Source organism: Aequitasia blattaphilus, from assembly GCF_024721305.1.
Taxonomy (GTDB): Bacteria; Bacillota; Clostridia; order Lachnospirales; family Lachnospiraceae; genus Aequitasia; species Aequitasia blattaphila.
In genome coordinates, this window is sequence record NZ_JAMXOD010000002.1 from 40719 (window position 1) to 64248 (window position 23530).

The 23530-nt window shown below is 39.0% G+C and carries 25 protein-coding genes and 1 pseudogene; 2 read left to right on the forward strand and 24 right to left on the reverse strand.

The window, feature by feature from the left end:
• Position 1: 1 nt before the first annotated feature.
• The 5 genes from NHH15_RS01625 to NHH15_RS01645 all read right to left on the reverse strand — a co-directional run bounded on the left by NHH15_RS01625 (position 2) and on the right by NHH15_RS01645 (position 2974).
• Positions 2-406: a cell division protein ZapA gene (locus NHH15_RS01625; RefSeq protein WP_262064896.1), complete on the reverse strand. Its 405-nt coding sequence runs from the start codon at positions 404-406 to the stop codon at positions 2-4.
• Between the two features lie 65 nt (positions 407-471).
• The gene (gene ruvB, locus NHH15_RS01630; RefSeq protein WP_262064897.1) at positions 472-1476 is read right to left on the reverse strand and encodes a Holliday junction branch migration DNA helicase RuvB; all 1005 of its coding nucleotides are present in this window, start codon (positions 1474-1476) and stop codon (positions 472-474) included.
• A gap of 13 nt (positions 1477-1489) precedes the next feature.
• The gene (gene ruvA / locus NHH15_RS01635) at positions 1490-2092 is read right to left on the reverse strand and encodes a Holliday junction branch migration protein RuvA (protein ID WP_262064898.1); all 603 of its coding nucleotides are present in this window, start codon (positions 2090-2092) and stop codon (positions 1490-1492) included.
• Positions 2093-2103: 11 nt separating this feature from the next.
• Entirely contained in the window at positions 2104-2610 is a 507-nt protein-coding gene (locus NHH15_RS01640; RefSeq protein ID WP_262064899.1) for a Gx transporter family protein, read from the reverse strand.
• Positions 2594-2974 (reverse strand): NusG domain II-containing protein, encoded by a 381-nt coding sequence (locus tag NHH15_RS01645; RefSeq protein ID WP_262064900.1) that lies wholly within the window; start codon positions 2972-2974, stop codon positions 2594-2596. The genes NHH15_RS01640 and NHH15_RS01645 overlap by 17 nt, the downstream gene beginning before the upstream one ends.
• A 98-nt stretch (positions 2975-3072) precedes the next feature.
• Here NHH15_RS01645 and NHH15_RS01650 point away from each other — a divergent pair, with 98 nt between their 5' ends.
• On the forward strand, positions 3073-4041 hold the full coding sequence (locus NHH15_RS01650; protein ID WP_262064901.1) for an FAD:protein FMN transferase: 969 nt from the start codon (positions 3073-3075) through the stop codon (positions 4039-4041).
• Between the two features lie 21 nt (positions 4042-4062).
• On the opposite strand, the gene NHH15_RS01655 is transcribed toward NHH15_RS01650, so the two are convergent.
• The 19 genes and pseudogenes from NHH15_RS01655 to NHH15_RS01745 form a co-directional block, all read right to left on the reverse strand.
• Positions 4063-4491 carry a hypothetical protein gene (locus tag NHH15_RS01655; protein ID WP_262064902.1) on the reverse strand — a complete coding sequence of 143 codons (429 nt, stop codon included), beginning with the start codon at positions 4489-4491 and terminating at the stop codon, positions 4063-4065.
• A gap of 28 nt (positions 4492-4519) precedes the next feature.
• Positions 4520-4972: a DUF2752 domain-containing protein gene (locus tag NHH15_RS01660; protein ID WP_262064903.1), complete on the reverse strand. Its 453-nt coding sequence runs from the start codon at positions 4970-4972 to the stop codon at positions 4520-4522.
• 8 nt (positions 4973-4980) lie between these two features.
• Positions 4981-5781 (reverse strand): RnfABCDGE type electron transport complex subunit B, encoded by an 801-nt coding sequence (locus NHH15_RS01665; protein WP_262064904.1) that lies wholly within the window; start codon positions 5779-5781, stop codon positions 4981-4983.
• A gap of 12 nt (positions 5782-5793) precedes the next feature.
• Positions 5794-6369, reverse strand: coding sequence for an electron transport complex subunit RsxA (gene rsxA, locus NHH15_RS01670; protein ID WP_262064905.1), 576 nt, complete (start codon positions 6367-6369; stop codon positions 5794-5796).
• Positions 6370-6382: 13 nt separating this feature from the next.
• Positions 6383-7132 (reverse strand): electron transport complex subunit RsxE, encoded by a 750-nt coding sequence (gene rsxE, locus NHH15_RS01675; RefSeq protein ID WP_262064906.1) that lies wholly within the window; start codon positions 7130-7132, stop codon positions 6383-6385.
• Between the two features lie 14 nt (positions 7133-7146).
• Positions 7147-7722 (reverse strand): RnfABCDGE type electron transport complex subunit G, encoded by a 576-nt coding sequence (locus NHH15_RS01680; RefSeq protein ID WP_262064907.1) that lies wholly within the window; start codon positions 7720-7722, stop codon positions 7147-7149.
• 2 nt (positions 7723-7724) lie between these two features.
• Entirely contained in the window at positions 7725-8651 is a 927-nt protein-coding gene (locus tag NHH15_RS01685; RefSeq protein ID WP_262065096.1) for an RnfABCDGE type electron transport complex subunit D, read from the reverse strand.
• A gap of 42 nt (positions 8652-8693) precedes the next feature.
• The gene (gene rsxC / locus NHH15_RS01690) at positions 8694-10013 is read right to left on the reverse strand and encodes an electron transport complex subunit RsxC (protein WP_262064908.1); all 1320 of its coding nucleotides are present in this window, start codon (positions 10011-10013) and stop codon (positions 8694-8696) included.
• 111 nt (positions 10014-10124) lie between these two features.
• A complete protein-coding gene (locus NHH15_RS01695) occupies positions 10125-11051 on the reverse strand; it encodes a tRNA dihydrouridine synthase (RefSeq protein ID WP_262064909.1) in 927 nt (308 codons plus the stop codon).
• An 80-nt stretch (positions 11052-11131) separates the two neighbouring features.
• Positions 11132-12328, reverse strand: coding sequence for a 30S ribosomal protein S1 (rpsA, locus tag NHH15_RS01700; RefSeq protein ID WP_262064910.1), 1197 nt, complete (start codon positions 12326-12328; stop codon positions 11132-11134).
• Positions 12309-13167, reverse strand: a pseudogene (ispH, locus tag NHH15_RS01705) (4-hydroxy-3-methylbut-2-enyl diphosphate reductase). Before ispH ends, rpsA begins: the two are co-directional and overlap by 20 nt.
• Positions 13168-13179: 12 nt before the next feature.
• Positions 13180-13836 (reverse strand): (d)CMP kinase, encoded by a 657-nt coding sequence (gene cmk / locus NHH15_RS01710; protein ID WP_262064912.1) that lies wholly within the window; start codon positions 13834-13836, stop codon positions 13180-13182.
• Position 13837: 1 nt separating this feature from the next.
• A complete protein-coding gene (locus NHH15_RS01715; RefSeq protein WP_262064913.1) occupies positions 13838-15085 on the reverse strand; it encodes a BaiN/RdsA family NAD(P)/FAD-dependent oxidoreductase in 1248 nt (415 codons plus the stop codon).
• Position 15086: 1 nt separating this feature from the next.
• On the reverse strand, positions 15087-16007 hold the full coding sequence (locus NHH15_RS01720; protein WP_262064914.1) for a MurR/RpiR family transcriptional regulator: 921 nt from the start codon (positions 16005-16007) through the stop codon (positions 15087-15089).
• Positions 16008-16135: 128 nt separating this feature from the next.
• Positions 16136-17551, reverse strand: a complete 1416-nt coding sequence (locus NHH15_RS01725; protein WP_262064915.1) for an oxaloacetate decarboxylase subunit alpha — start codon at positions 17549-17551, stop codon at positions 16136-16138.
• Positions 17552-17575: 24 nt separating this feature from the next.
• Positions 17576-18724 carry a sodium ion-translocating decarboxylase subunit beta gene (locus tag NHH15_RS01730; RefSeq protein WP_262064916.1) on the reverse strand — a complete coding sequence of 383 codons (1149 nt, stop codon included), beginning with the start codon at positions 18722-18724 and terminating at the stop codon, positions 17576-17578.
• A gap of 34 nt (positions 18725-18758) precedes the next feature.
• Positions 18759-19133, reverse strand: a complete 375-nt coding sequence (locus NHH15_RS01735; RefSeq protein ID WP_262064917.1) for a biotin/lipoyl-containing protein — start codon at positions 19131-19133, stop codon at positions 18759-18761.
• A complete protein-coding gene (locus NHH15_RS01740) occupies positions 19133-19909 on the reverse strand; it encodes an OadG family transporter subunit (RefSeq protein ID WP_262064918.1) in 777 nt (258 codons plus the stop codon). Before NHH15_RS01740 ends, NHH15_RS01735 begins: the two co-directional genes overlap by 1 nt.
• Positions 19910-19923: 14 nt before the next feature.
• Entirely contained in the window at positions 19924-21360 is a 1437-nt protein-coding gene (locus tag NHH15_RS01745) for an acyl-CoA carboxylase subunit beta (RefSeq protein ID WP_262064919.1), read from the reverse strand.
• A gap of 370 nt (positions 21361-21730) precedes the next feature.
• Between NHH15_RS01745 and NHH15_RS01750 the strand changes: the two genes are divergently transcribed.
• Complete coding sequence (locus NHH15_RS01750; protein WP_262064920.1) at positions 21731-23524, forward strand: aminopeptidase P family protein; 1794 nt, start codon at positions 21731-21733, stop codon at positions 23522-23524.
• Positions 23525-23530 lie beyond the last annotated feature (6 nt).

The window sequence follows — 23530 nt, forward strand, 5'->3', positions numbered from 1 at the left end:
TCTATTTACCTTTTAACTGGGTTTCCAGTTTCACAGCTTTCATTTGTAATTCTTTGTTTTCTTCCTTTAGCTTATCCAGTGCTTTTTCGGCATTTTCTAATTTGATTTGAACAGAGATTAATTCATGTTTTAAATCATACATTTCTTTATCTTTTGCCTCAATATCGCTTTCAAGGGTTCCTCCTTGCTTGCGCGCTTTAAAGTAATCATCTGCAATATTAATCGCAAGCAAAATACTTCTCGTTTCCGCATTTTGTTTACGGTATCCTTCGCTATTACTACACTCTTCAATTTTGTGATTCAAATAACTAGAGACCTTTTGTAAATACTCTTCACTTTCAAAGCCGCTTAAAGTAAATACTTTTCCTCCAATTAATACTTCTGTGAAATTTTTTGATGATGCCATAAAAGCCTCCTCGAACTATAATAATACTTCAAACTCATTATAAACTAGTTTTTAGTAAAAAACCACTATTTTTCATCATTTTTGTGCGGAATACCTAAATGAACATATGCTTTTTCCAGTACAACCCTTCCCCTGGGGGTTCTGGATATAAAGCCATTTTTTAATAAGTATGGCTCATAAACATCTTCAATCGTTGTGGAGTCCTCACTTAAAGCAGCTGCTAAAGTTTCCAGTCCCACTGGGCCTCCTTGAAATTTAAAGATTAAAACTTCCAGCAGCTCCCTGTCGATTTGATCCAGCCCTTCCTTGTCAACTTCCAGCAAATCTAATGCGTAATTCGCCACTTCTTCATCAATATGACCATCATATTTAACCTGAGCAAAATCACGTACCCTCTTCAAAAGGCGATTCACCAATCGCGGGGTTCCTCGAGACCTTCTTGCCAATGCATGGGCTCCTGTTGCATCAATTGTCACATCCAGCACCTTTGCCGAACGGATTACAATATCTTCTAATTCCTCTACTGTATAGTATTCCATTCGATGAACCACACCAAAACGATCTCTTAAAGGAGCCGTCAGCATACCTACTCTTGTGGTTGCCCCCACTAGCGTAAACTTAGGCAAATCTAAGCGAATGCTTCTGGCCGTTGCCCCTTTTCCAATCATAATATCAATGGCGTAATCTTCCATTGCCGGATAGAGCACCTCCTCAACTTGCCTGTTCAAACGATGAATCTCATCTACGAAAAGAATATCATTCTCCTGAAGATTATTTAAAATCGCAGCCATTTCTCCCGGCTTTTCAATTGCAGGCCCGGATGTGATTTTAATATTCACTCCCATTTCATTTGCTATAATTCCGGCAAGGGTTGTCTTTCCCAGTCCCGGAGGGCCATAAAACAAAAGATGATCCAAAGGCTCTTCCCTTTGTTTCGCTGCTGTAATATACACCTTTAAGGTCTCTTTTGCCTTTTCCTGTCCGATGTATTCCTTCAGAGTCTGAGGCCTGAGATGACTCTCGATTTTTATATCTTCCTCCAGGTTATCTGTTGTTATAATCCGTTTCATCTATTGACTCTCCCTACATCATAATATTCTTAAGCGCTTGTTTTAATATAGCTTCCACTGTCATATCATCTGTAATCTTGATCTTCTTCACTGCTTTGATTGCTTCCCCATTATCATAGCCAAGTGCAGCCATCGCAAGAATGCTTTCCTCTAATCTTGGATCAATAACGGCACCACCATAAGCACCCTCTTTGTTCCTTATTTCAAGTGTGTCTTCCACATGAATTTTATCACTCAACTCCAGAATAAGTTTTTCTGCTGTTTTTTTGCCAATTCCCGGAGCCTTTGCAATCGCCTTTGCGTCTTTTGAAAGAACGGCAAACCGCAGCTCTTCCGGCGTCAAAACAGACAGAATCTGCTGTCCACCTTTTGGCCCAATACCATTTACCCCTATAATAAGTTTGAAAATATCCAAATCTTCCCTGGTCAAAAAACCAAAAAGCTGCATGGCATCTTCTTTTACATTCATATACGTATGAATTTTTACCTCTTCACCTTTCGGTAAAACACTCATAGCCGCCGGTGACATAAACACAAAATATCCAATCCCTCTTACATCAACCACAACTCCTGTATCATAGATTCCTTCTACTCTTCCCTTAACATATGCAATCATAAAGCTCCCTCTTATCTATACACTTTTCGAATTCTAACACAAACCTCTCGCCCAATTATTCCAATTAACAACCCTGTTAATAATCCTGCCACAATCAGAACCGGTATATAATAAACAACTTGATACGTCTCCACTAAAATCATAGCCACAATAAGCTGAGCCAGGTTGTGAAACACACCACCTGCCATACTGATGCCCAAAACACTATTCTTATCAATTTTCTTAAGCACCATCATAACGGTGATACTAAGAATTCCTCCGGCAAGACTATAGAGAATGCTTGCCATATTTCCAAATATAAAGCCAGAAAGCAACACTCTTGAAATACTTAAAAGATAAAGCTCTTTCACCGAAATTTGATACAAACCAATTACAACAATCAAATTGGCAAGTCCCAATTTAATTCCCGGAATTCCAAATGACACAGGAATTAAGGTCTCTACATAGCTTAAAATCAAAGAAAGGGCAAGGAGCATTCCAAATAATGCTATCTTTTTACTTTTACCTTGTGATGGCATCTAATTCACCTTCATCCTTCCCTTGTATTTCAACAACAATCTTATTGGGAAGACAAATAATACTTTCTCGATTCTTCCCGATTTCCTTGTGCTGAACACAAATTTGATCCGGACAATCACCAGAAATCATTTTCGCCTTTTTATCTTTTATTTGAAGAATATTTTTCCCACCATTAATCTCGATTTTTTGTTCTTCCTCTAAGTTATATACTCCCTGCACTTCTCCATCTACTTTAATAACTACTTTATCCGCTTCTTTCTTTTGAATATTCATTATGACCATAAAAAAAACACCACAGATCAATAAACTCAAAAAAATAACGTATACGTCATACCGATTAAATTTCCTATGCTTTTCATCCATAATCCGATTCCTTCCAGAACCTAGTTTATCATATCTGTAATTCAAAGGCAACAAATGTTCGATGTTGCAGTTTATGCCTCTTATGCTATACTACTATTATGAAAAAATTATTCTTAATCCTAACAATTCTTTTACTTTTTCTCCTTGGTGGCTGTCAAACAAAACAAGATACCGTTACCTACAATGGCATGTTCTTTGATACGGTTATATCCGTTACGGTCTATGACACACCAAAGAAAACTTTAGAGCAAGACATAATGGAGTTTTGCCGCAAATATGACAATTTACTGTCACGTACAAACCCAGAAAGCGAGATCAGTAAAATCAACTCCGCTCAAGGAAATCCAACCAAGGTATCTCCGGAAACCATTGAAATACTTGAAAAATCAATCGAATATTCTCAGCTTACAGGCGGTGCTTTCGATATTACAATTGGTCCTCTCGTGGATTTATGGGATTTTAAAAAATCTCATCCCACCCTTCCTGACCAAAAAGACATTGACGAGGCACTTTCTCATGTGGATTATACAAAAATCAAGATCGACAAAGATACCGTTACATTAGAAGATCCTCTTGCCAAAATTGATTTAGGCGGCATTGCTAAAGGTTATATTGGAGATCAATTAAAAACTTTTTTGAAGGAACAAGGTATACAAACCGCTTTAATTAACCTGGGCGGAAATATTGTGGTTTTTGGTGAAAAATCCGACCATTCCCCTTTCCACATCGGAATTCAGAAGCCCTTTGATGAAACCGGCACTCCAATAACTTCTATGGAAATTAGAGATGCTTCTTTGGTTACTTCTGGAGTATATGAACGATATTTCGAATTCAACCAAACTCTATACCATCATCTTTTAGATCCAAAAACTGGTATGCCTTCACAATCCCCCCTCTACAGTGCAACAATTCTCTGCGAATCATCTGCCCAAGCCGATGCACTTAGTACTGCTTGCTTTGTCCTAGGGGTAGATCAAAGCAAAGAGCTCATCACACAGCTCAAAGACGTAACCGCTATATTTATTACCGATGACAATCAAATAAAAAAATTAGAGACTATTGATTAACTATCAATAGTCTCTGTCTTTTTAGTAATAACTTCCGCTTAATATCGTTGAAAATGCTGCACCGAAAATTGCAGAAAATAATATTGCTAATACAATTTGAACCAAGAAGATAATGATGTATGCTTTTGCATAATTCTTACGGTTTATATTTCCTGTTTTTCCAACTGCCCACATAATCATAAATACAATGTTTACACAAGGAATCATCAATAGAATCAAGGTAATAATCCAATCCTTTAATTCCATTGGAGTTGTATCCATACCTGCATTTGGATCATACTGATAATTGTTATTATACTGTTGTTGATTTCCTTGTTGATATTGCTGGTATTGTTGATATGGATCTTGCTGAGGCGTTATATTATCGTTTGGATTTTGATAAGACTGTCCCTCCGGTGTATTGTTCGTCTCAGGTGTGCCCCCCACATTTGGATTGTTATTTTCATCCATGAATATTCTCCTCCTTTGTTTTTATTTATCACTTTAGTCTAGCATAAAAGAGCTTAAAATGCAAAATATTGTCTTCATAAAACGTCATAGGAGATTGATTTGGAAAGTAACGATACATTCGGTAAAAATAGTATCCTGTCATAAGAATAAACAACAGGATTATTCCATATACCAGCCATTTCTGTTTTGCCTTCCCACGTATATAACGATTAAAAACGTAAACCAGTATCATTGCTGCAATCGGATAAATAAACAGGTTCATTTCCAAAGCACGTCTGAAATCCAGTTTCAAAAGTGCAGTCCCTGCTCTTGTAAGGCCACACGCTGCACAAGGGTATCCCGTCAAAAGTACTTGAGGGCATCCTTGGTGAAAAACCGTGGACATAATTACAAAATAGGCGATTACAATCATAATCGCCCATTTGTTATTCCTTATATCTGTCCATATTCTTTGTATTACTTTTTCTACTGCTGTTTTCATCAATCTATTTAGCTCACCTTAAAAATAATCTTCTTTGGACATTTCTCTGCACATGCACCACAGTTTGTACACTTATCGGCATCAATATGTGCAATATTATCCACGACTTTAACCGCATCAAACTCACATGCCTTTTCACACATTTTACACCCGATACATCCCACACTACAAGCTGCCATCACATCTTTTCCTTTATCCATAGATGCACACATTACCCAGTATTGTTCTGTTTCAGGCACCATTTCGATAATATGTTTCGGACATGACTGTACGCACTTCTCACAAGAGCGGCACAAAGCCTTATCTACCTTTGCAATACCATTTTCCATGTAAATCGCACCAAATGGACAGGCTCTCATACATGTACCACCGCCAAGGCAGCCATAATTACATTTTTTAGGTCCGCCATCCTGCATCATATTCATAATAACGCAGTCTTCAACACCGTAATAATCATAATTCTGTTTTGCACTTTCACAATCACCGGCACATTTTACATAGGCAACCTTTCTGATTAGGGCTCCTGCTTCAATACCCATAATTTCACTGATTGCTGCCGCAACCGGAGCACCTCCTACCGGACACGCTCCTACTTCTGCCTCGCCTTTTGCTATTGCTGCCGCTAAACCGGAACATCCCGGATATCCACAGGCACCACAGTTGTTTCCCGGAAGAGCTTCTAACACTAATTCTTCCTTTTCATCCACCTCAACTGCAAACTTCTTACCTGCAAGTCCAAGGAATACACCTATGAACAAGCCGGTTGCACCTACAATTGCAGTTGCAATGAGAATTCCTGATATACTCATAGATACTCCCTCCTAAATTAAGCCCGCGAATCCAAAAAATGCGATTGCCATTAACGCTGCGGTTAACAACACAGTTGGCATTCCCTGAAAGGATTCCGGTACATCATTGTATTCTGTTTTTTCTCGTATTCCTGCCATTAAAATAATCGCAAGGGCAAATCCTATAGAAGTTCCAAACCCATTAATTACACTTGGAAGGATTGAATACTCCTTTTGTACATTTGTAAGTGCCACACCAAGTACTGCACAGTTCGTTGTAATAAGAGGCAAATACACACCAAGAGCGCTGTATAACCCAGGCATAGCCTTTTTCAAAAACATTTCTACAAACTGTACTAACGCTGCAATAACAAGAATAAATACAATCGTCTGCAAGTATGTGAAATCAAGAGGTAATAATATAAACTTATAAATCAAACTGGTGAAAAAAGATGCAATCGTAATAACAAAGATTACTGCGCCTCCCATACCACTTGCTGTTTCGACCTTTCTTGACACTCCAAGGAAGGGGCAAATACCCAAAAACTGGCTAAGTACAACATTATTAACTAGTGCCGAGCCAATTGCAATCAATAATAATTCTTTCATCTATACTCCCCTCCTATTCTTCTTTTTTATCCTTGCTCACATCTTCTCCTACTGGAAAGATTTGAGCAGTTCCACCACAGCCGCCACAAGTTGAGCAGCCATCACCACAATTTGCTGTATCAGGTACTTCTTCACCTTTTTTCTTTGCTGCATTTATTTTAATCTTATTTTGCAATGCAACCAAAAAGGCCAAAACCAAAAACGCTCCAGGTGCAAGTATAAAAATTGTAACTGGCACATATCCTGACTTTCCAGCCAGTTCATCCGCTACTGGAATCAACTGTACTCCAAACACTTGGCCAGAGCCGATAATCTCACGGACAAGACCAATTGCTGTTAGTCCTAATGTAAATCCAAGTCCCATTCCTACTCCGTCAAGAGCTGACAGGAATACTCCATTTTTTGAAGCAAAACTCTCTGCACGTCCTAAAATAATACAGTTTACAACAATTAGTGGTATATAAATTCCTAATGATTCATATAGACTTGGTGTAAAACCTTCCATTAAAAACTCAACGATTGTTACAAAAGATGCAACGATTACAATAAACGCCGGGATTCGAAGAGAATCCGGGATGATTTTACGAAGCATCGAAATCAAAACATTTGATAGAATCAAAACAATTGTTGTTGACAAACCCATTCCAATTCCGTTCGTTGCTGAAGTTGTTACCGCTAAAGTCGGACACATACCAAGCATCAATACGAAAGTTGGGTTTTCTTTAATAAGACCATTAAATAATACTTCTGTACCTTTTTTCATCTTATTCCCACCTCCTAAAATGCATTGCCACAGTATGCGATTGCTACGTTAACCGCCTCTGTAACTGCTCGTGATGTTATGGTTGCTCCGCTTAAAGCTTCGATAGGTTCGCCGTCTCCGCCATCTTTTTTAACTGCAAATTTGGCCGTTGTCTTTCCTACAAATTGTTCGTAGAACTTTGGCTCTTTCGCTTTCATACCAAGACCGGCTGTTTCACTAATTGATAAGAAGGATATACCACTTACCTCACCTTCCTTCGTCAGGCCTACTGTGATTTTAATATCTCCGCCATATCCGTTTTTATCTGTTACGGTTACCACATATCCTTTATCTCCCACCGTACACACCTCATCTACGATGGCATTTGCACCTGTGTCAGAGATTGCACTGTCTGCTGCTTTCTCATCTACTTTTTCTTCCTGAAATTCATCTACTTTTGCATCCGGAAAAACCGCAACCCAGGCATCTCGTTTTGCTTTATCCTGAGCATTCGCTATCGGTTCCTTTGTAACCTCATAAACCAAACCTAATGCCGCTCCTGCGATTACCGTTATCAACGTTAGTATTATTGCATTTTTCCACATTTTCATCTCTATTCCCCTCCTTTACCGAATGGTTTGGGAAGAGTAACCCTCTCAATCAACGGAACAACTAAATTACTAATGATAATCGCATAGGAAACTCCCTCTGCTGATCCACCAAACAGTCGGAACAGACCGGTAAGAACTCCCATTAAAATTCCATATAGATACTGACCCTTCTTTGTGATAGGAGATGTCACATAGTCCGTTGCCATAAACCATGCTCCAAGCATGAGTCCGCCACCACACAAATGCGCTGTGATATAAGTCGGATCAAAGAATGCAATATCCGGATTCGCAAAATGTCCAAAGATTCCTACAAATACTGCAACAGTAACTATATAGGTACCTGGGATTCTAAGGTCAATCACGCCCATTAAAATCAAGAAAACCGCTCCAATAATAATGGCAATTACTGAAGTCTCACCAATCGTTCCTGGTATCGTTCCTTTTAACATTTCCATGGTATCAACAACCTCCCCTGCTTTTAACTGGCCAAGGGGTGTTGGTCCTGTTACTCCATCATAAACAAAGCGAGTCATTGGTCCCGTAAAAGAAATAACTAAAAAGCATCTCGCTCCTAAAGCCGGATTCATAAAGTTCTGACCCAACCCACCAAATAACTGTTTCACAATAATAATTGCAAAGATACTTCCTAACGCTCCCATCCATAGTGGTGCTGTAGGAGGCATATTAAGTCCTAACAGAAGTCCTGTTACAACAGCAGAAAAATCCTTTACTGTGACAGGTTTTTTCATTGCTTTCTCATAAATTGCTTCTACTACTACTGCTGTAACTGTTGTTACAATCAGCATTAGAAGTGCTTGTATACCGAAATTGTAGACCCCAAATGCACTGGCTGGCAATAGGGCAATCGTCACCATCAACATGATATTTGAAGAAGTTATTTTATCACGAAAATGAGGAGACGCAGACATATTAAATTTTGATTCACTCACGAGTTTGTCACCTCTTCCTTTCTATTTTTTCTTTTTGTTTGCTAAAGCTGTTTTTCTCATCGATCCAATAGACTGTTTTAACGGTCTCTTGGCAGGACAAACAAAACTACAGCTTCCACATTCAATGCATTCTAAACCATCAAATTTCAGGAAAGTTTCTTCATCATGTCTTTCACCGTAATCTGCTAGTCGAGAAGGAACAAGGCGACTGGGACAGACTTCTACACAACGTCCACAATTGATACATGGTGTTTCTGCATGAGCAGCAACCTCATCCTCATTAAACGCAATAATAGCGGAGGAAGTCTTGGTAATTGGAACGTCTAAGCTAAACATAGAAAATCCCATCATCGGACCACCTGAAATAAGCTTCTTCACATCATCTTTCAATCCGCCTGCCGCTTCTACAAGCTCTGCCTGGCTTGTACCTAAAAGCGCCATAAAGTTAGCAGGCTCATTAATGCCTTCTCCACTAACTGTAACCACACGTTCTGTGCATGGCTTTCCTTCTTTTACAGCGTAATAAACATTGATAATCGTTTCAACATTATCTACTACACACCCTGCATCTGCTGGCAGCATACTGGAATTAATTGCTCTTTTTGTTGTAGCATAAATAAGTTGACGCTCACCACCTTGGGGGTATTTTGTCTGTAACTTTACAACCTCAATACGATCATTATCCTTTGTCAGTTCTTCTAATTTCTCAATGCAATCTGGCTTATTGTTCTCAACCGCTAAAATTCCTTTTGCATTGTCAAAAAGACGTAGAATAATCTCAAGTCCCTCTACAAGCTCATTTGTATATTCAAGCATTCTTCTGTAGTCTGCCGTAATATATGGCTCACACTCCGCGCAGTTTGCTATTACATAATCAATTTTATCTGGTTCTTTTGGTGATAGCTTCACATGGGTAGGGAACCCAGCACCACCCATACCTACAATTCCTGCAGTTGATATTGATTTCAGAATTTCTTCTTTGGACAATTCATCAATATTGTTGGCTTTTTCCCTGGTTACTTCTTCATACTCATTATCATTTTGAATGATAATAGCATCCACCCTTCCTCCAGTAGAGTTTAGCCTTTTCTCGATACCAGATACCGTTCCTGAAACCGAAGAATAAACCGGCGAAGATACAAACCCTCCGGCTTCTGCAATCATTTGCCCTTTCAAAACACGATCGCCCTTTGCAACTATTGGTATGGCCGGAGCCCCAATGTGCTGTGAAACCGGAAAAACCAAGTCTCCAACAGGCTTTAGTTCTTTGATAGGCTTGTCTTTTGCTAATTCTTTTCCTTCAGCAGGATGTATTCCTCCTTTAAAAGTTAACAACGCCATCTTTCTCAACCTCCTCGTTTTATCTCTATTAACTATAACTTATAAACCTGATTTTTTCTACAATTATTTCACCCATAGAATGTACCTAATCCAGAACATTTTGCTAATTCTTTAACATACTTTAAAAATCTCTGTCAGCCCTTCTTGATATCGATCAAATTTCTCTGCTTTCTTTATCTTTTTAATACTTTTTCTGCCATCCGGGAAAAGCCTTTCCAAATATATAAATATTTCCTTCATTTTGTGCAGAACCTGTTTCTCTGAAATACCCACCTTACTGTATTCCTCCAAAAGCTTCTGTAAGAAAGAATAAATACGTTGGTAAGAAATTGCCTCCTCTCCCTTTATCAACTCCAGCAGACAAGGATTTCCTACTATTCCTCTCCCAATCATAATTCCTTTTAAATTTGGAAACTTCTCTTCTATGAAATGAGCATCTTCTGCAGTATTAATATCTCCATTGTAAATAAGAGGTGCTTTGATTTCCTGATATGCCATTTCAAACATTTTAAGGTTTACCGTATTTCCATAAAAATCTTTTTGGGTTCTCGGATGGAGAATAAATTCTTTGATTGGATACTTATTAAACAATGGAATAAGCTCCAAAAATTCTTCAGCCTCATTCACTCCAAGTCTTGACTTTATGGAAATCTCTACTGATGGATCCTTAAATATCTCATCCAGAAACCGATCCAATTTATCCGGATATGCAAGGAATCCAGAGCCTCTCCCCTTTCCAACTACCGTCTTAGAGGGACATCCCAGATTCAGATTAATCTCCCGGTATCCTGCCTCTCTCAACTTCCTTACAGTCTCCAAAAAGCCCTCACTCTCATTGGATAAAATCTGAGGAACCAGACAGAGATTGCCATTGTATTCTGAACTGATTTCCTTTTTTTCTCTTTCATTAAATCCTCTCTTTTGATGGGGTACCAGAAATGGAGTGAAGTATTTATCAAAGGGAATAAAATTGTCATGATAATGTTTTCGAAATCCATAAGTTGTCACCCCTTCTAAGGGCGCCATGTAATATACCAAAAGTCCAGCCTCCTTTTTCACGTTTAAAAAGAGCGGGGTCACTGAGACCTCGCCCTTATTTTATAAATAAATAGCTCTAATTATGCATCCTGGCATTCAGAATCTGGACCCACAACACCTTCTGGAGTAGACACACAAGTATCCGCGTCTCCTTCTACTTCGTCATTTGCCACATCTGAAGCTGCTTGATTTCCTACATCGCCACTTTCAACGCTGTCTGCTGCATCTCCTTCAATCGCTTTCATGCTTAAGCTAATCTTCTTGTCATCAATGTTCAAGTCTACAATTTTAGCTTCTATAACCTGATTGATTTTTAATACATCAGATGGTTTTTCCACATGCTCTTTTGAAATCTGTGAAACATGAAGTAAAGCATCGATTCCAGGAGCAAGCTCTACGAAAGCACCAAAATCTGTCATTCTGGCAACCTTGCCTTCAACCACTTTGCCAACTGCAAAATCGTCTTCTGCATTTGCCCATGGATTAGAATCTGGGAATTTCAAGCTTAAGGCAACCTTCGTATCATTAATATCTTTGATTAATACCTTTAATACTTCTCCTACCTTAAAGACTTTCTTTGGATTCTCAACACGTCCCCAAGACATCTCGGAAATATGAAGCAATCCATCTACACCGCCTAAGTCAACGAAAGCACCAAAATCTGTAACGTTTTTAACGGTTCCTTCAATCACATCTCCAACTTGAAGCTTTTCAAGCAGTTCTTTTTGCATCTCAGAACGTTTCGCTACAAGAAGTTGTCTTCTATCACCAATCACACGATTTCTTCTTGGATTAAATTCACTAATTACAAACTCGATTTCCTGTCCTTGATACTTGCTTAAGTCTTTTTCATACGTATCCGATACAAGACTGGCTGGAATAAACACATTTGCTTCCTCGATTGTAACACGAAGTCCACCACCTAAAATCTGGGCAACTGATGCTTTTAATACTTCGTGATTTTCATAAGCTTCTTTTAGGCGCTCATTTCCTTTTTCTGCTGCAAGTCTCTTATAAGTCAATAATACCTGACCATCTCCATCATTTACTTTAAGCACTTTTGTTGTCATACTGTCGCCAACCTTAGCAACTGTAGTCAGGTCAATACCTGGTTCGTTTGTATACTCATTGCGAGTCAAGATACCATCCGCTTTGTAGCCTATATTTAAAATGATTTCATCTGGTTTCACATCGATGACAACGCCATCTACAACCTCTCCATTCCTAATAGTTTTAAACGATTCCTCTAACATTTGTTCAAAAGTTAAATCTGACATTCTTTTTGAACCTCCTCAATTATTTTGTTGGGCGTGGATGCCCCTGCTGTAATGCCTATTGATTCCACGTACCTTAATTGACTCGTGTCCAAATCGTCAAGTGTTTGTATATAGAACGTAGTCTTACAAACTTCTCCGCATATCTCAAATAGCTTTTGGGTATTTGAACTATGCTTATCGCCAATTACAATCATAGCCTCCACTTTTGCTGCAATATCCCTTGCTTCTTCCTGTCTTTCCTTCGTCGCTGAGCAAATCGTGTTGCAAACACTTATATCATAACCTTTTTTTGAAATTATTTCAACTAATTCTTTGAATTTATTGTGATTAAATGTTGTTTGTGAAACAATGCAGATACTTTGTTTTTTATCACTTAAAGAAATATTTTTTGCATCTTGCTCGTTTTCAACAATAAATACATTTTCTTTTCCCCAGCCTTTTATTCCCTTTACCTCAGGGTGAGAAGGGTTTCCAATGATAATTACCAGCTTCTCGTTTTCTGTTTCTTTCTCAACAATGGAATGAATACGCTTCACAAACGGGCAGGTAGCATCTACATAACGAAGGTTCTTTTCTTCCAAAATCTCGTAAACCTTTTTTTCAACACCGTGAGAACGTAAAATCACAACACCCTTTTCCAATTTTCTTAATTCCTCTTCATCCTCAATGATTTCCACACCTTTTTCTTTTAAATCCCTTGCAACGATTTCATTGTGGATAATTGGTCCATACGTATAGATCCGTTCCCCTGATTCTTTTTGAATCTCTTGGTAAACTGTGTCAACTGCCCTTTTTACTCCAAAACAAAAACCGGCTGTTTTTGCTAAAATAATTTTCATATTTCCAAACCTCTATTTACATTCTTTTAAAATCCTGTTCACAACTTCCCTAATACTTAAATTAGAACTATCGATTCGAATTGCATCTTCTGCTTGTTTTAAAGGTGCGATTTCTCTTGTAGAGTCCTGCTTATCTCTTATAATGATATCTCGTTCAATCTCGTCAATACTTGGGTTTAGACCTCTTCTTTTCAATTGGTTCATTCTTCGCATGGCTCGTGTTCTTGAGCTGGCTGTTAAAAAAATCTTTACATTGGCATCTTTTAGCACATTCGTCCCTATATCTCTGCCGTCCATTACCACATCAAAGGAATTTCCTAAATCTCTTTGCATTTGCAAAAGCTTGTCTCGAACTGCCTTGAGGCTGCTTACTTTTGATGCCATATTTCCAACTTCTTCGGTACGGATTTTATGGGTGATTCTATTTCCATTCAAATAAACTTCTTGTTTTCTTTTTTCGTAACGAATCTCTATCTGTATATCTGGAAGCACCTCAATAATTTTTTCCTGCTCATCTGCCTTAATACCTCTTTCTAAAAGAAAATAAGCAATTCCTCTATAAAGCGCTCCTGTATCCACGTATATATATCCTTTTCGTCTTGCAACTTCCTTTGCAATCGTACTTTTTCCCGCTCCCGCAGGCCCATCAATTGCTATCTGATATCCCATTCTACTTCCTTTCTATAATTGAACGTGCTGCCAAACACCCTGTTGACCAGGCAATTTGCAGATTAAATCCTCCCGTAAGAGCATCCACATCCAACACCTCTCCTGCAAAATATACTCCCTCTATTTTCTTCGATTCCATCGTTCCCGGATTAACCTCTTTTACTGAAACACCACCTTGTGTGATAATCCCCTCTTTAATTGGCCGAAGTCCTGTTAAGGTTATGGTAAAATTTTTTATATAATCGATAAATTCCCGTCGTTCTTCTCTCGTTATTTCATTGATTTTTTTCTCCGGTAAAATCGGTCCATACTTTAAAATAACCGGCAAGATTTTTGAGGGAAACATTGACGAAACAACATTCTTGAATTGCTTATTTATATTTTCTTTAAACTCTCTTAACAACCGTTCGTCCAACGTCCGCTCATCAAGAGCTGCTTTTAAATCAATGATTAATTTAATATTCTGCTTTTGTAATTCCTTTGCAACCACACTGCTCCCGCTTAAAATCGTCGGTCCACTTACTCCATAATGAGTGAAAATCATCTCGCCAAACTCTTCATACAAAAGCTTTTTCTTATCATTTTCCATTCGGACTCCAACATTTCGAAGGGAAAGACCTTGTAACTCTTTTACCCATTCCTCTTTTGTCTCAATTGGAACAAGTCCCGGCCGCAAGTCCGTGACCTTCATCCCAAAATCCGTTGCAAAACGATAGCCGTCTCCCGTGGAACCTGTGATTGGATAGCTTAGGCCTCCTGTTGCAATCAACACTTGCTTCCCATATACCTTTTCCTTATTCTTTAATTCAACACAGGCAAACTTCTCCTCTTTTGTGTGGATTTTTTTCACTTCACTGTTTAAATTTATTTCCACACCTTGAGCACGCATTTCTCTTTCAAGAACCTTGATTACATCAGAAGACTTATCAGAAAGAGGAAATACACGATTGCCTCTTTCCGTTTTAAGAGCCAATCCCAATTCTTCAAAAAATCCCATTGTCATTGCGTTGTCAAATCCATAAAAACTACTATACAAAAACTTCGGATTCGTCACAACACTCTCAAACAATCCCTCTACTTCACAAGCATTTGTCAGATTGCATCTGCCTTTTCCTGTAATAAAAAGCTTTTTTCCCAGCTTCTCATTTTTCTCATAAAGAGCTACTCGTTTTTTTTCTCTTCCCAGTATGATGGCCGCAATCATACCTGCTGCTCCACCACCTACAATAATCACATCTTTATTTTTCACATCAATCTTCTTTCTTTCTATCGAGAGAATCTAAATTTACCCGGTTTAGTTCTTCCTTGTTGTATACTTGATACTCATCCCAAATATCTTCTAATGTCTTTAAGGTTTCAATTACTTCATCTTGTTTCTTCATGCAAAGTGCTACAACCAATGCATTAACAATACTGAGAGGCGCAACCAAAGAATCTACAATTGACACCATATCACTTTTGGCTATCAAGTTGCAGGACGAGTACATAGTGATAGGGGAATGATTGCTGTCTGTTATCGTCACAACCTTTGCCTCTCTATTGCTGGCAAATTCTAAGGCTTTCATCGTACGCATAGAATATCTCGGAAAACTAATACCTATTACCACGTCTTCTTCATTAATTCGGATCATCTGCTCAAATATCTCACTGGCGCTATTCGTATTAACCAAAATAACATTTTCGAAAATTAAATTCAGATAAAAATTCAAAAAGCTAGCCAAAGGTGCACAACTTCTTATACCAATAATATAAATTTTCCGCGCCTTTAAAATAGTGTTCACAGCAACTTCAAAAGTCTCTTCTTCAATATTTTCTAAAGTCTGTTTGATTTTATCAATGTCTCCATGCAAAACCGAGGCAAGTATCTCTCCTTGAGGAATCCTGCCATAGGTCACTTCCATTCTTTGAATTGAATTCAGCTTAGTCCGCACTAACTCTCCTAAGTCTTTTTGAAATTGAGGATATCCTTCATAACCAACTGCAGTGGCGAATCGCACAACAGTAGATTCACTCACGCCAACCTCTTCTCCCAATTTTGCGGCCGTCAAAAAAGCTGCCCTGTCATAATTTTCTATAATAAAGGTTGCCAGTTTTTTCTGTCCTTTACTAAAGGTTTTATATTCTTTTTCTAATATATCAAGTAATTCAATTTTACCCTTTGACTGATTCATATTCTTTCCCTTTCATGCACCGATAAACCATCATATCACATCTGGTTTTATTTATGCAATAGCCGGTTCCCCCTAAGAATAAAAGGGGTCCCTTTTACGGAACCCCTTCTTGTCATATAGACTACTGTTTACACTGGATAATTTCCATTTTCAGTATCTGCTTCACTCTGATCTACTTTCGTCTGTTGCGCTTCTCTATATTTAAAGAAATCCACTGCAACCTGTGGGAATAAAGCATAAGTAAGAACATCTTCTTCTTGTTGGCTCCATTTCTCCATCTCTTTTCTAAGTGTATCCAGCTCATCTGGAATCAAGTCTGCTGGACGAACCGTAATAATGTCAGGATTTTCACCCAATACTTTCTTTTGCACTTCCTCATTGAAAGGACGAATGGTAGCTCCATATCTTCCGCTCAAAACATCCTTTGTTTCCTTGGTTGCCATTTTGTAGCGTTCTCCAGTCAACACGTTAAATACCGCCTGGGTACCAACTATTTGAGAAGAAGGTGTTACCAACGGGCATTGCCCCAAATCTTCACGTACTCTTGGCACTTCTTCCAATACCTCATAATACTTATCTTCAGCACCTTGTTCTTTAAGCTGAGAGGTAAGGTTTGAAAGCATTCCTCCTGGTACCTGATAGATTAATGTCTTAATATTTACTCCTAAATTCTTCGGATTTAGCAATCCGCTGTCAAGAGCTTCATCTCTCAATGGACGGAAATAATCTGCAATCTCTGCCAAAAGGCTTTGATCCAGTCCAGTGTCATATGGCGTTCCCCTAAAAGTCTCCACCATAACTTCCGTTGCAGGCTGACTCGTTCCAAGAGCAAAAGGAGACATTGCTGTATCAATAATATCTGCTCCTGCTTCAATCGCCTTTAAGTAACTCATTGAGCCTACTCCCGAGGTGTAATGTGTATGCATTTCAATTGGAAGCTTTACATTTTCCTTTAAAGCAGACACAAGAGTTGTCGCCTCATAAGGAAGAAGCAAGCCTGCCATATCCTTCACACAAATCGATGTAGCACCCATATCTTCGATTCTTTTTGCCAAATCAACCCAGTAGTCCAAAGTATAAGCTTCTCCAAGAGTATAACTCATTGCAACCTGAGCATCTGCCTTTTCTTTAATCGCAGCCTTTACAGCAGTATTGAGATTTCTCATATCATTCATACAATCAAAGATACGAATAATATCAATACCATTGGATACTGATTTTTGTACAAAATACTCCACAACATCATCTGCATAAGGACGATATCCCAAAATATTCTGACCTCTGAACAGCATCTGTAGTTTAGTATTTTTAAAGCCATCTCTAAATTTACGAAGTCTTTCCCATGGATCCTCCTTCAAGAATCTCAAGGAAGCATCAAAGGTAGCTCCTCCCCAACACTCAACAGCATGATAACCTACTTGATCCATTTTTTCTACAATTGGAAGCATTTCTTCCGTAGTCATACGTGTTGCAATCAAGGACTGATGTGCATCACGCAATATCGTTTCCGTAATCTTAACCGGTCTTTTTACAATTTCTGCCAATTTATTTTCCTCCTACTATTTTTATTAAACACCAAATATCGCCATAAAGGTTCCTGCCGCAACTGCCGTACCAATAACTCCGGCCACATTCGGTCCCATGGCATGCATCAACAGGAAGTTTGTAGGATCCGCTTCTGCACCAACCTTCTGTGAAACTCGCGCAGCCATCGGAACCGCTGACACACCTGCCGAGCCAATCAGAGGATTTACCTTTCCTCCCGTCGCAACGCACATAAGTTTTCCAAACAGAACACCGGCCGACGTACCAAAAGCAAAGGCCACTAATCCCAAAATAACAATCTTAATTGTTGCCATGTTCAAGAAAGCTTCCGCACTTGTGGTTGCTCCTACCGACGTTCCCAACAGAATAACCACGATATACATAAGAGCGTTCGATGCTGTTTCTGTCAACTGACGAACCACTCCAGACTCTCTAAATAAGTTACCAAGCATCAGCATACCTACAAGAGGAGCTGTCGTTGGCAAAATCATACATACCACAATAGTTACGATAATAGGAAACAGAACTTTTTCCAGCTTCGATACTGGTCGTAATTGCTCCATTTTTATTTCTCGTTCTTTTTTCGTCGTTAAAAGCTTCATAATTGGCGGTTGAATAATTGGTACCAATGACATATAAGAATATGCCGCTACCGCAATTGGTCCCATTATATCTGTTTGCTGCAATTTTCCTGCAAGAAATATAGAGGTCGGTCCATCTGCACCTCCGATAATGGAAATTGCCGCTGCAGCTTTGTCAGAAAATCCAAGCAGCATCGCTCCCAGGTACGCCATAAATATACCAAACTGAGCTGCCGCACCCAGTAAGAAACTTTTGGGATTCGCAATTAAAGGACCAAAATCCGTCATCGCTCCTACACCCAGGAAAATAAGTGAAGGCAAAATTGCCCACTCATCAAGCAAATAAAAAACATAAAGAAGACCCGCAATGCCATTTTCAGAATCTTCAAAAGATATCATAATATCCGGAAAAATATTTACCAACAACATACCGAATGCAATCGGAACCAATAAAAGAGGCTCAAATCCACGGTTTATTGCCAGATATAAGAAAACACACGCAACAGCAATCATAACCAGATTTCCAAATGTAAGATTTAGAAAAGCTGTTTGTTTTACGAGGTTTCCCAATGTTGATGTAATATACTCCATTTTTTAACCTCCAGTCGTTTCGATTAATTGTTTGCTAGTTCAAAGTAGCCAAAACCGCTCCTGCTTCCACAGGATCACCTACATTTGCATCGATACTAGCAACCGTTCCATCTTCTGGAGCAACAACTGGGATTTCCATCTTCATCGCTTCGATAATTACAACTGCGTCACCTTTTTTAACGGCTTGTCCCACACTCGCTTCTACTTTAAATACTTTACCAGCTGCTCCCGCTTTCACTTCAATACTTCCGCCACCGCTGGCTTTCGCTGGTGCTGGTGCTGCCGCTGGAGCGCTCTTAGGCGCTGCTGCTACAGGCGCCGCTGCTACTGGTGCACTTCCTGTACTTCCTTTTTCTTCCACCGATACATCATATGTATTTCCATTTACAGTAATTGTATAGTTTTTCATTAGTTTTTCCTCCATTTATTTCCTGGTCTTCTTTTAATACTTCGTACAACAAATCCATCCTGACTAATACCTTCTGCCGCTGAAATCGCCGCTGCTATTACAGCAATAAGTTCAGAATCATCTGCTACAACTTCCTGAGCCTCAGGGGCTGCTACATCTTCTACCACATTCTCTTCTTTCGGAACTGCCGTTGTTTTTTTCTTCCGTTCAAATAATAAAGGCACATACTTTAAAAGAGAGATAATAAGTGAAATAAAAATCAATACAGTAAATACTGTTCCCATACCCAGCAAAGTATTCAGCCCTGCTTTTGTCATTACTTCACCGGTTGTATAATCTGCACTTACTGTCATTGTTTCCAGGTAGCTCTTCTTATCAAATGTAAAGGCTATGGTTGCACCTCGATCCTCAAACTGAGCTTCTGTAGAAACCACTACACTGTCCTTCTTGTCCTCAAAGGTATAATCGCCATGAGAGACATATGCTCCGCACTCCTCTTGTGCCGCCAGCCATCCGCTTCCAGCTTCCATATAGGTTGCCGGTGTAAGAGGCAGCCCCGTTTGCAGTAATTGATATTGAAAAGAAAAATCTTCCAGTTTTCCAATCTGCTCCAAGCCTTCTTCTGTTATTCCGGGGAAAACTTGCTCCAACAGCGCATCCGCTATTTGGGTCAAATTTTCTTTATCATATTCCATTGTCTCTTTTTGATTGGAACACCCGGTAAAGCATAAAGCAAAAAGGAGCATGCAAATTACTAAGCTAATCTTTTTCTTCATGTCATCACACCTCACTAAACCGTTCCGTGTTTTTTCATCGGACGATCTTCTTTTTTCGTATACAGCATTTCAAAAGCTCCAATCAAATATTTCCTTGTGCTTTCTGGCTCTATAATGGTATCTACATAACCTCTGCCAGCTGCTGATACCACACTGTTTTGTAAGGCATCATACTCTTTTGCCTTCTCTTTAATCACAGAAAGTTCCTCATCTGCATACATAATTTTCGCTGCCAAGTCACTGTTCATCATGCCGATTTTTACACTTGGCCATGCATATACAACGTCTGCACCTAACGCCTTACTATTCATTACCGTATAAGCACTTCCGAATGCTTCTCCAATAATTACATTCACTTTTGGAACCGTTGCATTGGCAAACGCATACGCTAATGCTCCAGTTGATTTTGCCAGAGATTTCTCCCCACACATTGTTGCACTAAATCCATTTACATTTGTCAATGTCAAAACCGGAATGCTAAAGGCATCACAGAATTTCACAAACTGTGCAGCTTTCTTTGTTCCTCTGATACTTAAAGATCCATCAAACTCAGCTGTAACTTCTGCATTTTCATCATACACTTTCCATCGATTGGCTACTGCACCAATGGTCATGCCATTTAATTTAATAAATCCTGTTACCATATCCTTTCCATAGCTTCTCTTACTTTCAAATAAAACACCATTATCCGAAATCATAGAGAGGACTATTCCGGTATCCTCTTTTGCACCTTCTACCGATTCCACAAGACGGTTCAAGTCATCTGTCACTTCAGCAAAACCTGCTTCTTCTTCATTATTCATTGGCAGCATTGTAACCAACAGCCGGATATTCCCAAGAATTTCATCCGTATTTCCCACAAAATCCACGAGACCTGATTCTTCACTTTGGAATACAGCCGAGGATGTGTCTACCTTCGATTTATCATTTTTTTCAATTGCATTGGGAGAATTTAAGAATAATTTTCCAGATTTTTCTTCCATAAACACAAAATCTGATAAAGACGTGAGGATCGACAATCCTCCACCGCATCCGCCAAATACCGCTGTAATTTGCGGAATTACTCCAGATGCCATCGTTTGTTTAAAATAGAGACCTCCAAACGCTTCCAGACTATCGGTGCCTTCTTGCAATCTCAAACCGGCACTGTCTATAAGTCCAATTACAGGCGCTCCCATTTTCATTGCCATATCATAGATATTTGCAATTTTTTTGCCGTGCATTTCACCGATTGCGCCACCTAATACGGATGCATCCTGGCTGTAAACATATACCAGATTTCCATCAATTACTCCGTACCCTGTAATCACTCCATCTCCAGGCGTGTCTGTTTGCTTTAAGTTGAAATCTGTTCCACGGGCTTTAATTTCGCCACCAATTTCAACAAAGCTGCCTTCGTCCAATAGGGCATTAATTCGACCCATTGCCTTGCCATCTGCCATGTTGCTCATAAGTTTAGACCTCCATTTTCTCTTATTTCTTACTATTAAAAGACGGTGTATATCCGTCAGATAATCACAATTTCCGCCTATTCTATTATATTAGAAATCACGGGGTCTCGCAAGGCATATTTTATTTATTTCATCTATATATTTTCTCACTCTACTTCGCTGACTTTATAAAACTTTGCGCTTGTAAAGTTTTGACGTTGTAATTTGGTAAATTCTCACAGTACTTCTTGATTAATCTTAACATTTAGCATATTTATTTTGTCTATTTTTACCAATTAAACCTATTGTACACACGGTACTCTTGTGATAGAATACACGTGAGGGAATATTAAGGTTTTATTAATATCTTATAATAAAAGGAGGTTTTCAAATGACTGTTAAAGAACGTATTCAAGCTCTGCGTGGTTTGATGAAGGAAAACGGCATCGATGTATACCTTGTTCCTTCTGCTGACAATCATCAAAGCGAATACGTCGGGGAACATTTTAAGTCCAGAGAATTTATTACTGGATTTTCTGGTTCGGCTGGTGATGCTGTCATTACAATGGATCAAGCCGGATTATGGACTGATGCCAGATATTTTATCCAGGCGAATGAGCAATTAGCCGGAAGCGGCATCAAGCTGTTTAAAATGGGGGAACCCGGTGTACCCACTTTGGAAGAGTTTTTGAATAACGTACTACCCGACAACAGTGTCCTGGGGTTTGACGGACGAGTTGTCGCTATGCAGGAAGGCCAGGCCTATGCTGATTTACTGTCTCCTCGTGAAATTAAAATTTCATACGAACACGACCTAATCAACGAATTATGGACCAAACGACCTGAACTGTCAAAAGAATCTGCGTTTATCCTGGATGAAAAGTATTCCGGTGAAAGCGTAGCAAGTAAGCTGTCTAGAGTGCGAAAAGCTATGGAAGATTCCAAGGCAAACGCACACATACTTACAACATTAGACGACATATGTTGGCTCATCAATCTAAGGGGAAATGATATCGAGTACTCTCCTATGGTTCTTTCTTATGGAATTATCTACCCAAACAAGGCAGAACTCTTTATTGATGAAAGCAAACTAGATAATCAAGCTAAAGCATTGTTAGCAGATAACAATTTTACACTTCGTCCCTATAATGACATCTATGAAGTGGTTAAAAATTTTGACAAAGGCGATACAATACTTATTAACCCGGCCAAAATCAACTACGCTATTTATAACAATATTCCCGAAGGCGTAAAAAAAGTTGAACTGCCCAATCCAAGTACCTTGTTTAAATCCATGAAAAATCCTGTGGAAATTGAAAACATTATCAATGCCCATATAAAGGATGGAGTTGCCGTAACAAGGTTTATGCATTGGCTTAAAACAACAATCGGAAAAGAAAAAATCACTGAGATTACAGCCAGCGAAAAGCTTGATTCCTTCCGTCAAGAAGGTGAAGGTTATCTATGGCAGAGCTTCGAACCGATTTGTGCCTACAAAGACCATGCAGCAATTGTACACTATTCTGCCACACCGGAAACCGATGTGGAATTATTCCCAAAAGGAATGTTCCTTACCGATACCGGTGGGAATTATTACGAAGGATCTACTGATATTACAAGAACATTTATTTTAGGTTCTATCACTGACGAAGAGAAATTACACTTCACTACAGTAGCCAGAAGTATGATTAACCTTTCCAAGGCCCGGTTTTTATATGGCTGCCGCGGATACAACCTGGATATTTTAGCAAGACAGCCTCTGTGGGATCTTGACTTAGATTATAAACACGGTACCGGACATGGTGTCGGCTATCTTTTAAGTATTCACGAAGGTCCTGCCGGCTTTAGATGGCAAGTTGTTCCATCAAAAAATGAAACCCATGTTATTGAAGAGGGAATGGTAATCACCGACGAACCTGGAATTTATATTGAAAATTCACATGGTGTTCGTACCGAGAATGAGTTGGTTGTTCGCAAGGGCACTGCCAATGAATTCGGACAATTTATGCATTTCGAGACAATCACCTACGTTCCAATTGATTTGGACGGTATTGATCCAAATGCTATGACAACAGAGGAAAGAGCTTACCTCAATAGTTATCACAAGAAGGTTTTTGATACTATTTCGCCTTATCTAAATGATGAGGAAAAAGACTGGCTCAAAAAATACACTAGAGAAATTTAAATGAGG

Coding starts and splice junctions, on each gene's coding strand:
- rsxE (WP_262064906.1), bottom strand. CDS start 7,132: ATGAAAAAAGGTACAGAAGTATTATTTAATGGTCTTATTAAAGAAAAC.
- ruvA (WP_262064898.1), bottom strand. CDS start 2,092: ATGATTGCATATGTTAAGGGAAGAGTAGAAGGAATCTATGATACAGGA.
- NHH15_RS01650 (WP_262064901.1), top strand. CDS start 3,073: ATGAAAAAATTATTCTTAATCCTAACAATTCTTTTACTTTTTCTCCTT.
- NHH15_RS01740 (WP_262064918.1), bottom strand. CDS start 19,909: ATGAAGAAAAAGATTAGCTTAGTAATTTGCATGCTCCTTTTTGCTTTA.
- NHH15_RS01665 (WP_262064904.1), bottom strand. CDS start 5,781: ATGAGTATATCAGGAATTCTCATTGCAACTGCAATTGTAGGTGCAACC.
- NHH15_RS01750 (WP_262064920.1), top strand. CDS start 21,731: ATGACTGTTAAAGAACGTATTCAAGCTCTGCGTGGTTTGATGAAGGAA.
- NHH15_RS01745 (WP_262064919.1), bottom strand. CDS start 21,360: ATGAGCAACATGGCAGATGGCAAGGCAATGGGTCGAATTAATGCCCTA.
- rsxA (WP_262064905.1), bottom strand. CDS start 6,369: ATGAAAGAATTATTATTGATTGCAATTGGCTCGGCACTAGTTAATAAT.
- rpsA (WP_262064910.1), bottom strand. CDS start 12,328: ATGTCAGATTTAACTTTTGAACAAATGTTAGAGGAATCGTTTAAAACT.
- NHH15_RS01685 (WP_262065096.1), bottom strand. CDS start 8,651: ATGTCTGCGTCTCCTCATTTTCGTGATAAAATAACTTCTTCAAATATC.
- NHH15_RS01655 (WP_262064902.1), bottom strand. CDS start 4,491: ATGGATGAAAATAACAATCCAAATGTGGGGGGCACACCTGAGACGAAC.
- NHH15_RS01660 (WP_262064903.1), bottom strand. CDS start 4,972: ATGAAAACAGCAGTAGAAAAAGTAATACAAAGAATATGGACAGATATA.
- NHH15_RS01640 (WP_262064899.1), bottom strand. CDS start 2,610: ATGCCATCACAAGGTAAAAGTAAAAAGATAGCATTATTTGGAATGCTC.
- cmk (WP_262064912.1), bottom strand. CDS start 13,836: ATGGGATATCAGATAGCAATTGATGGGCCTGCGGGAGCGGGAAAAAGT.
- NHH15_RS01680 (WP_262064907.1), bottom strand. CDS start 7,722: ATGAAAATGTGGAAAAATGCAATAATACTAACGTTGATAACGGTAATC.
- NHH15_RS01625 (WP_262064896.1), bottom strand. CDS start 406: ATGGCATCATCAAAAAATTTCACAGAAGTATTAATTGGAGGAAAAGTA.
- NHH15_RS01730 (WP_262064916.1), bottom strand. CDS start 18,724: ATGGAGTATATTACATCAACATTGGGAAACCTCGTAAAACAAACAGCT.
- NHH15_RS01735 (WP_262064917.1), bottom strand. CDS start 19,133: ATGAAAAACTATACAATTACTGTAAATGGAAATACATATGATGTATCG.
- ruvB (WP_262064897.1), bottom strand. CDS start 1,476: ATGAAACGGATTATAACAACAGATAACCTGGAGGAAGATATAAAAATC.
- NHH15_RS01645 (WP_262064900.1), bottom strand. CDS start 2,974: ATGGATGAAAAGCATAGGAAATTTAATCGGTATGACGTATACGTTATT.
- rsxC (WP_262064908.1), bottom strand. CDS start 10,013: ATGGCGTTGTTAACTTTTAAAGGAGGAATACATCCTGCTGAAGGAAAA.
- NHH15_RS01720 (WP_262064914.1), bottom strand. CDS start 16,007: ATGAATCAGTCAAAGGGTAAAATTGAATTACTTGATATATTAGAAAAA.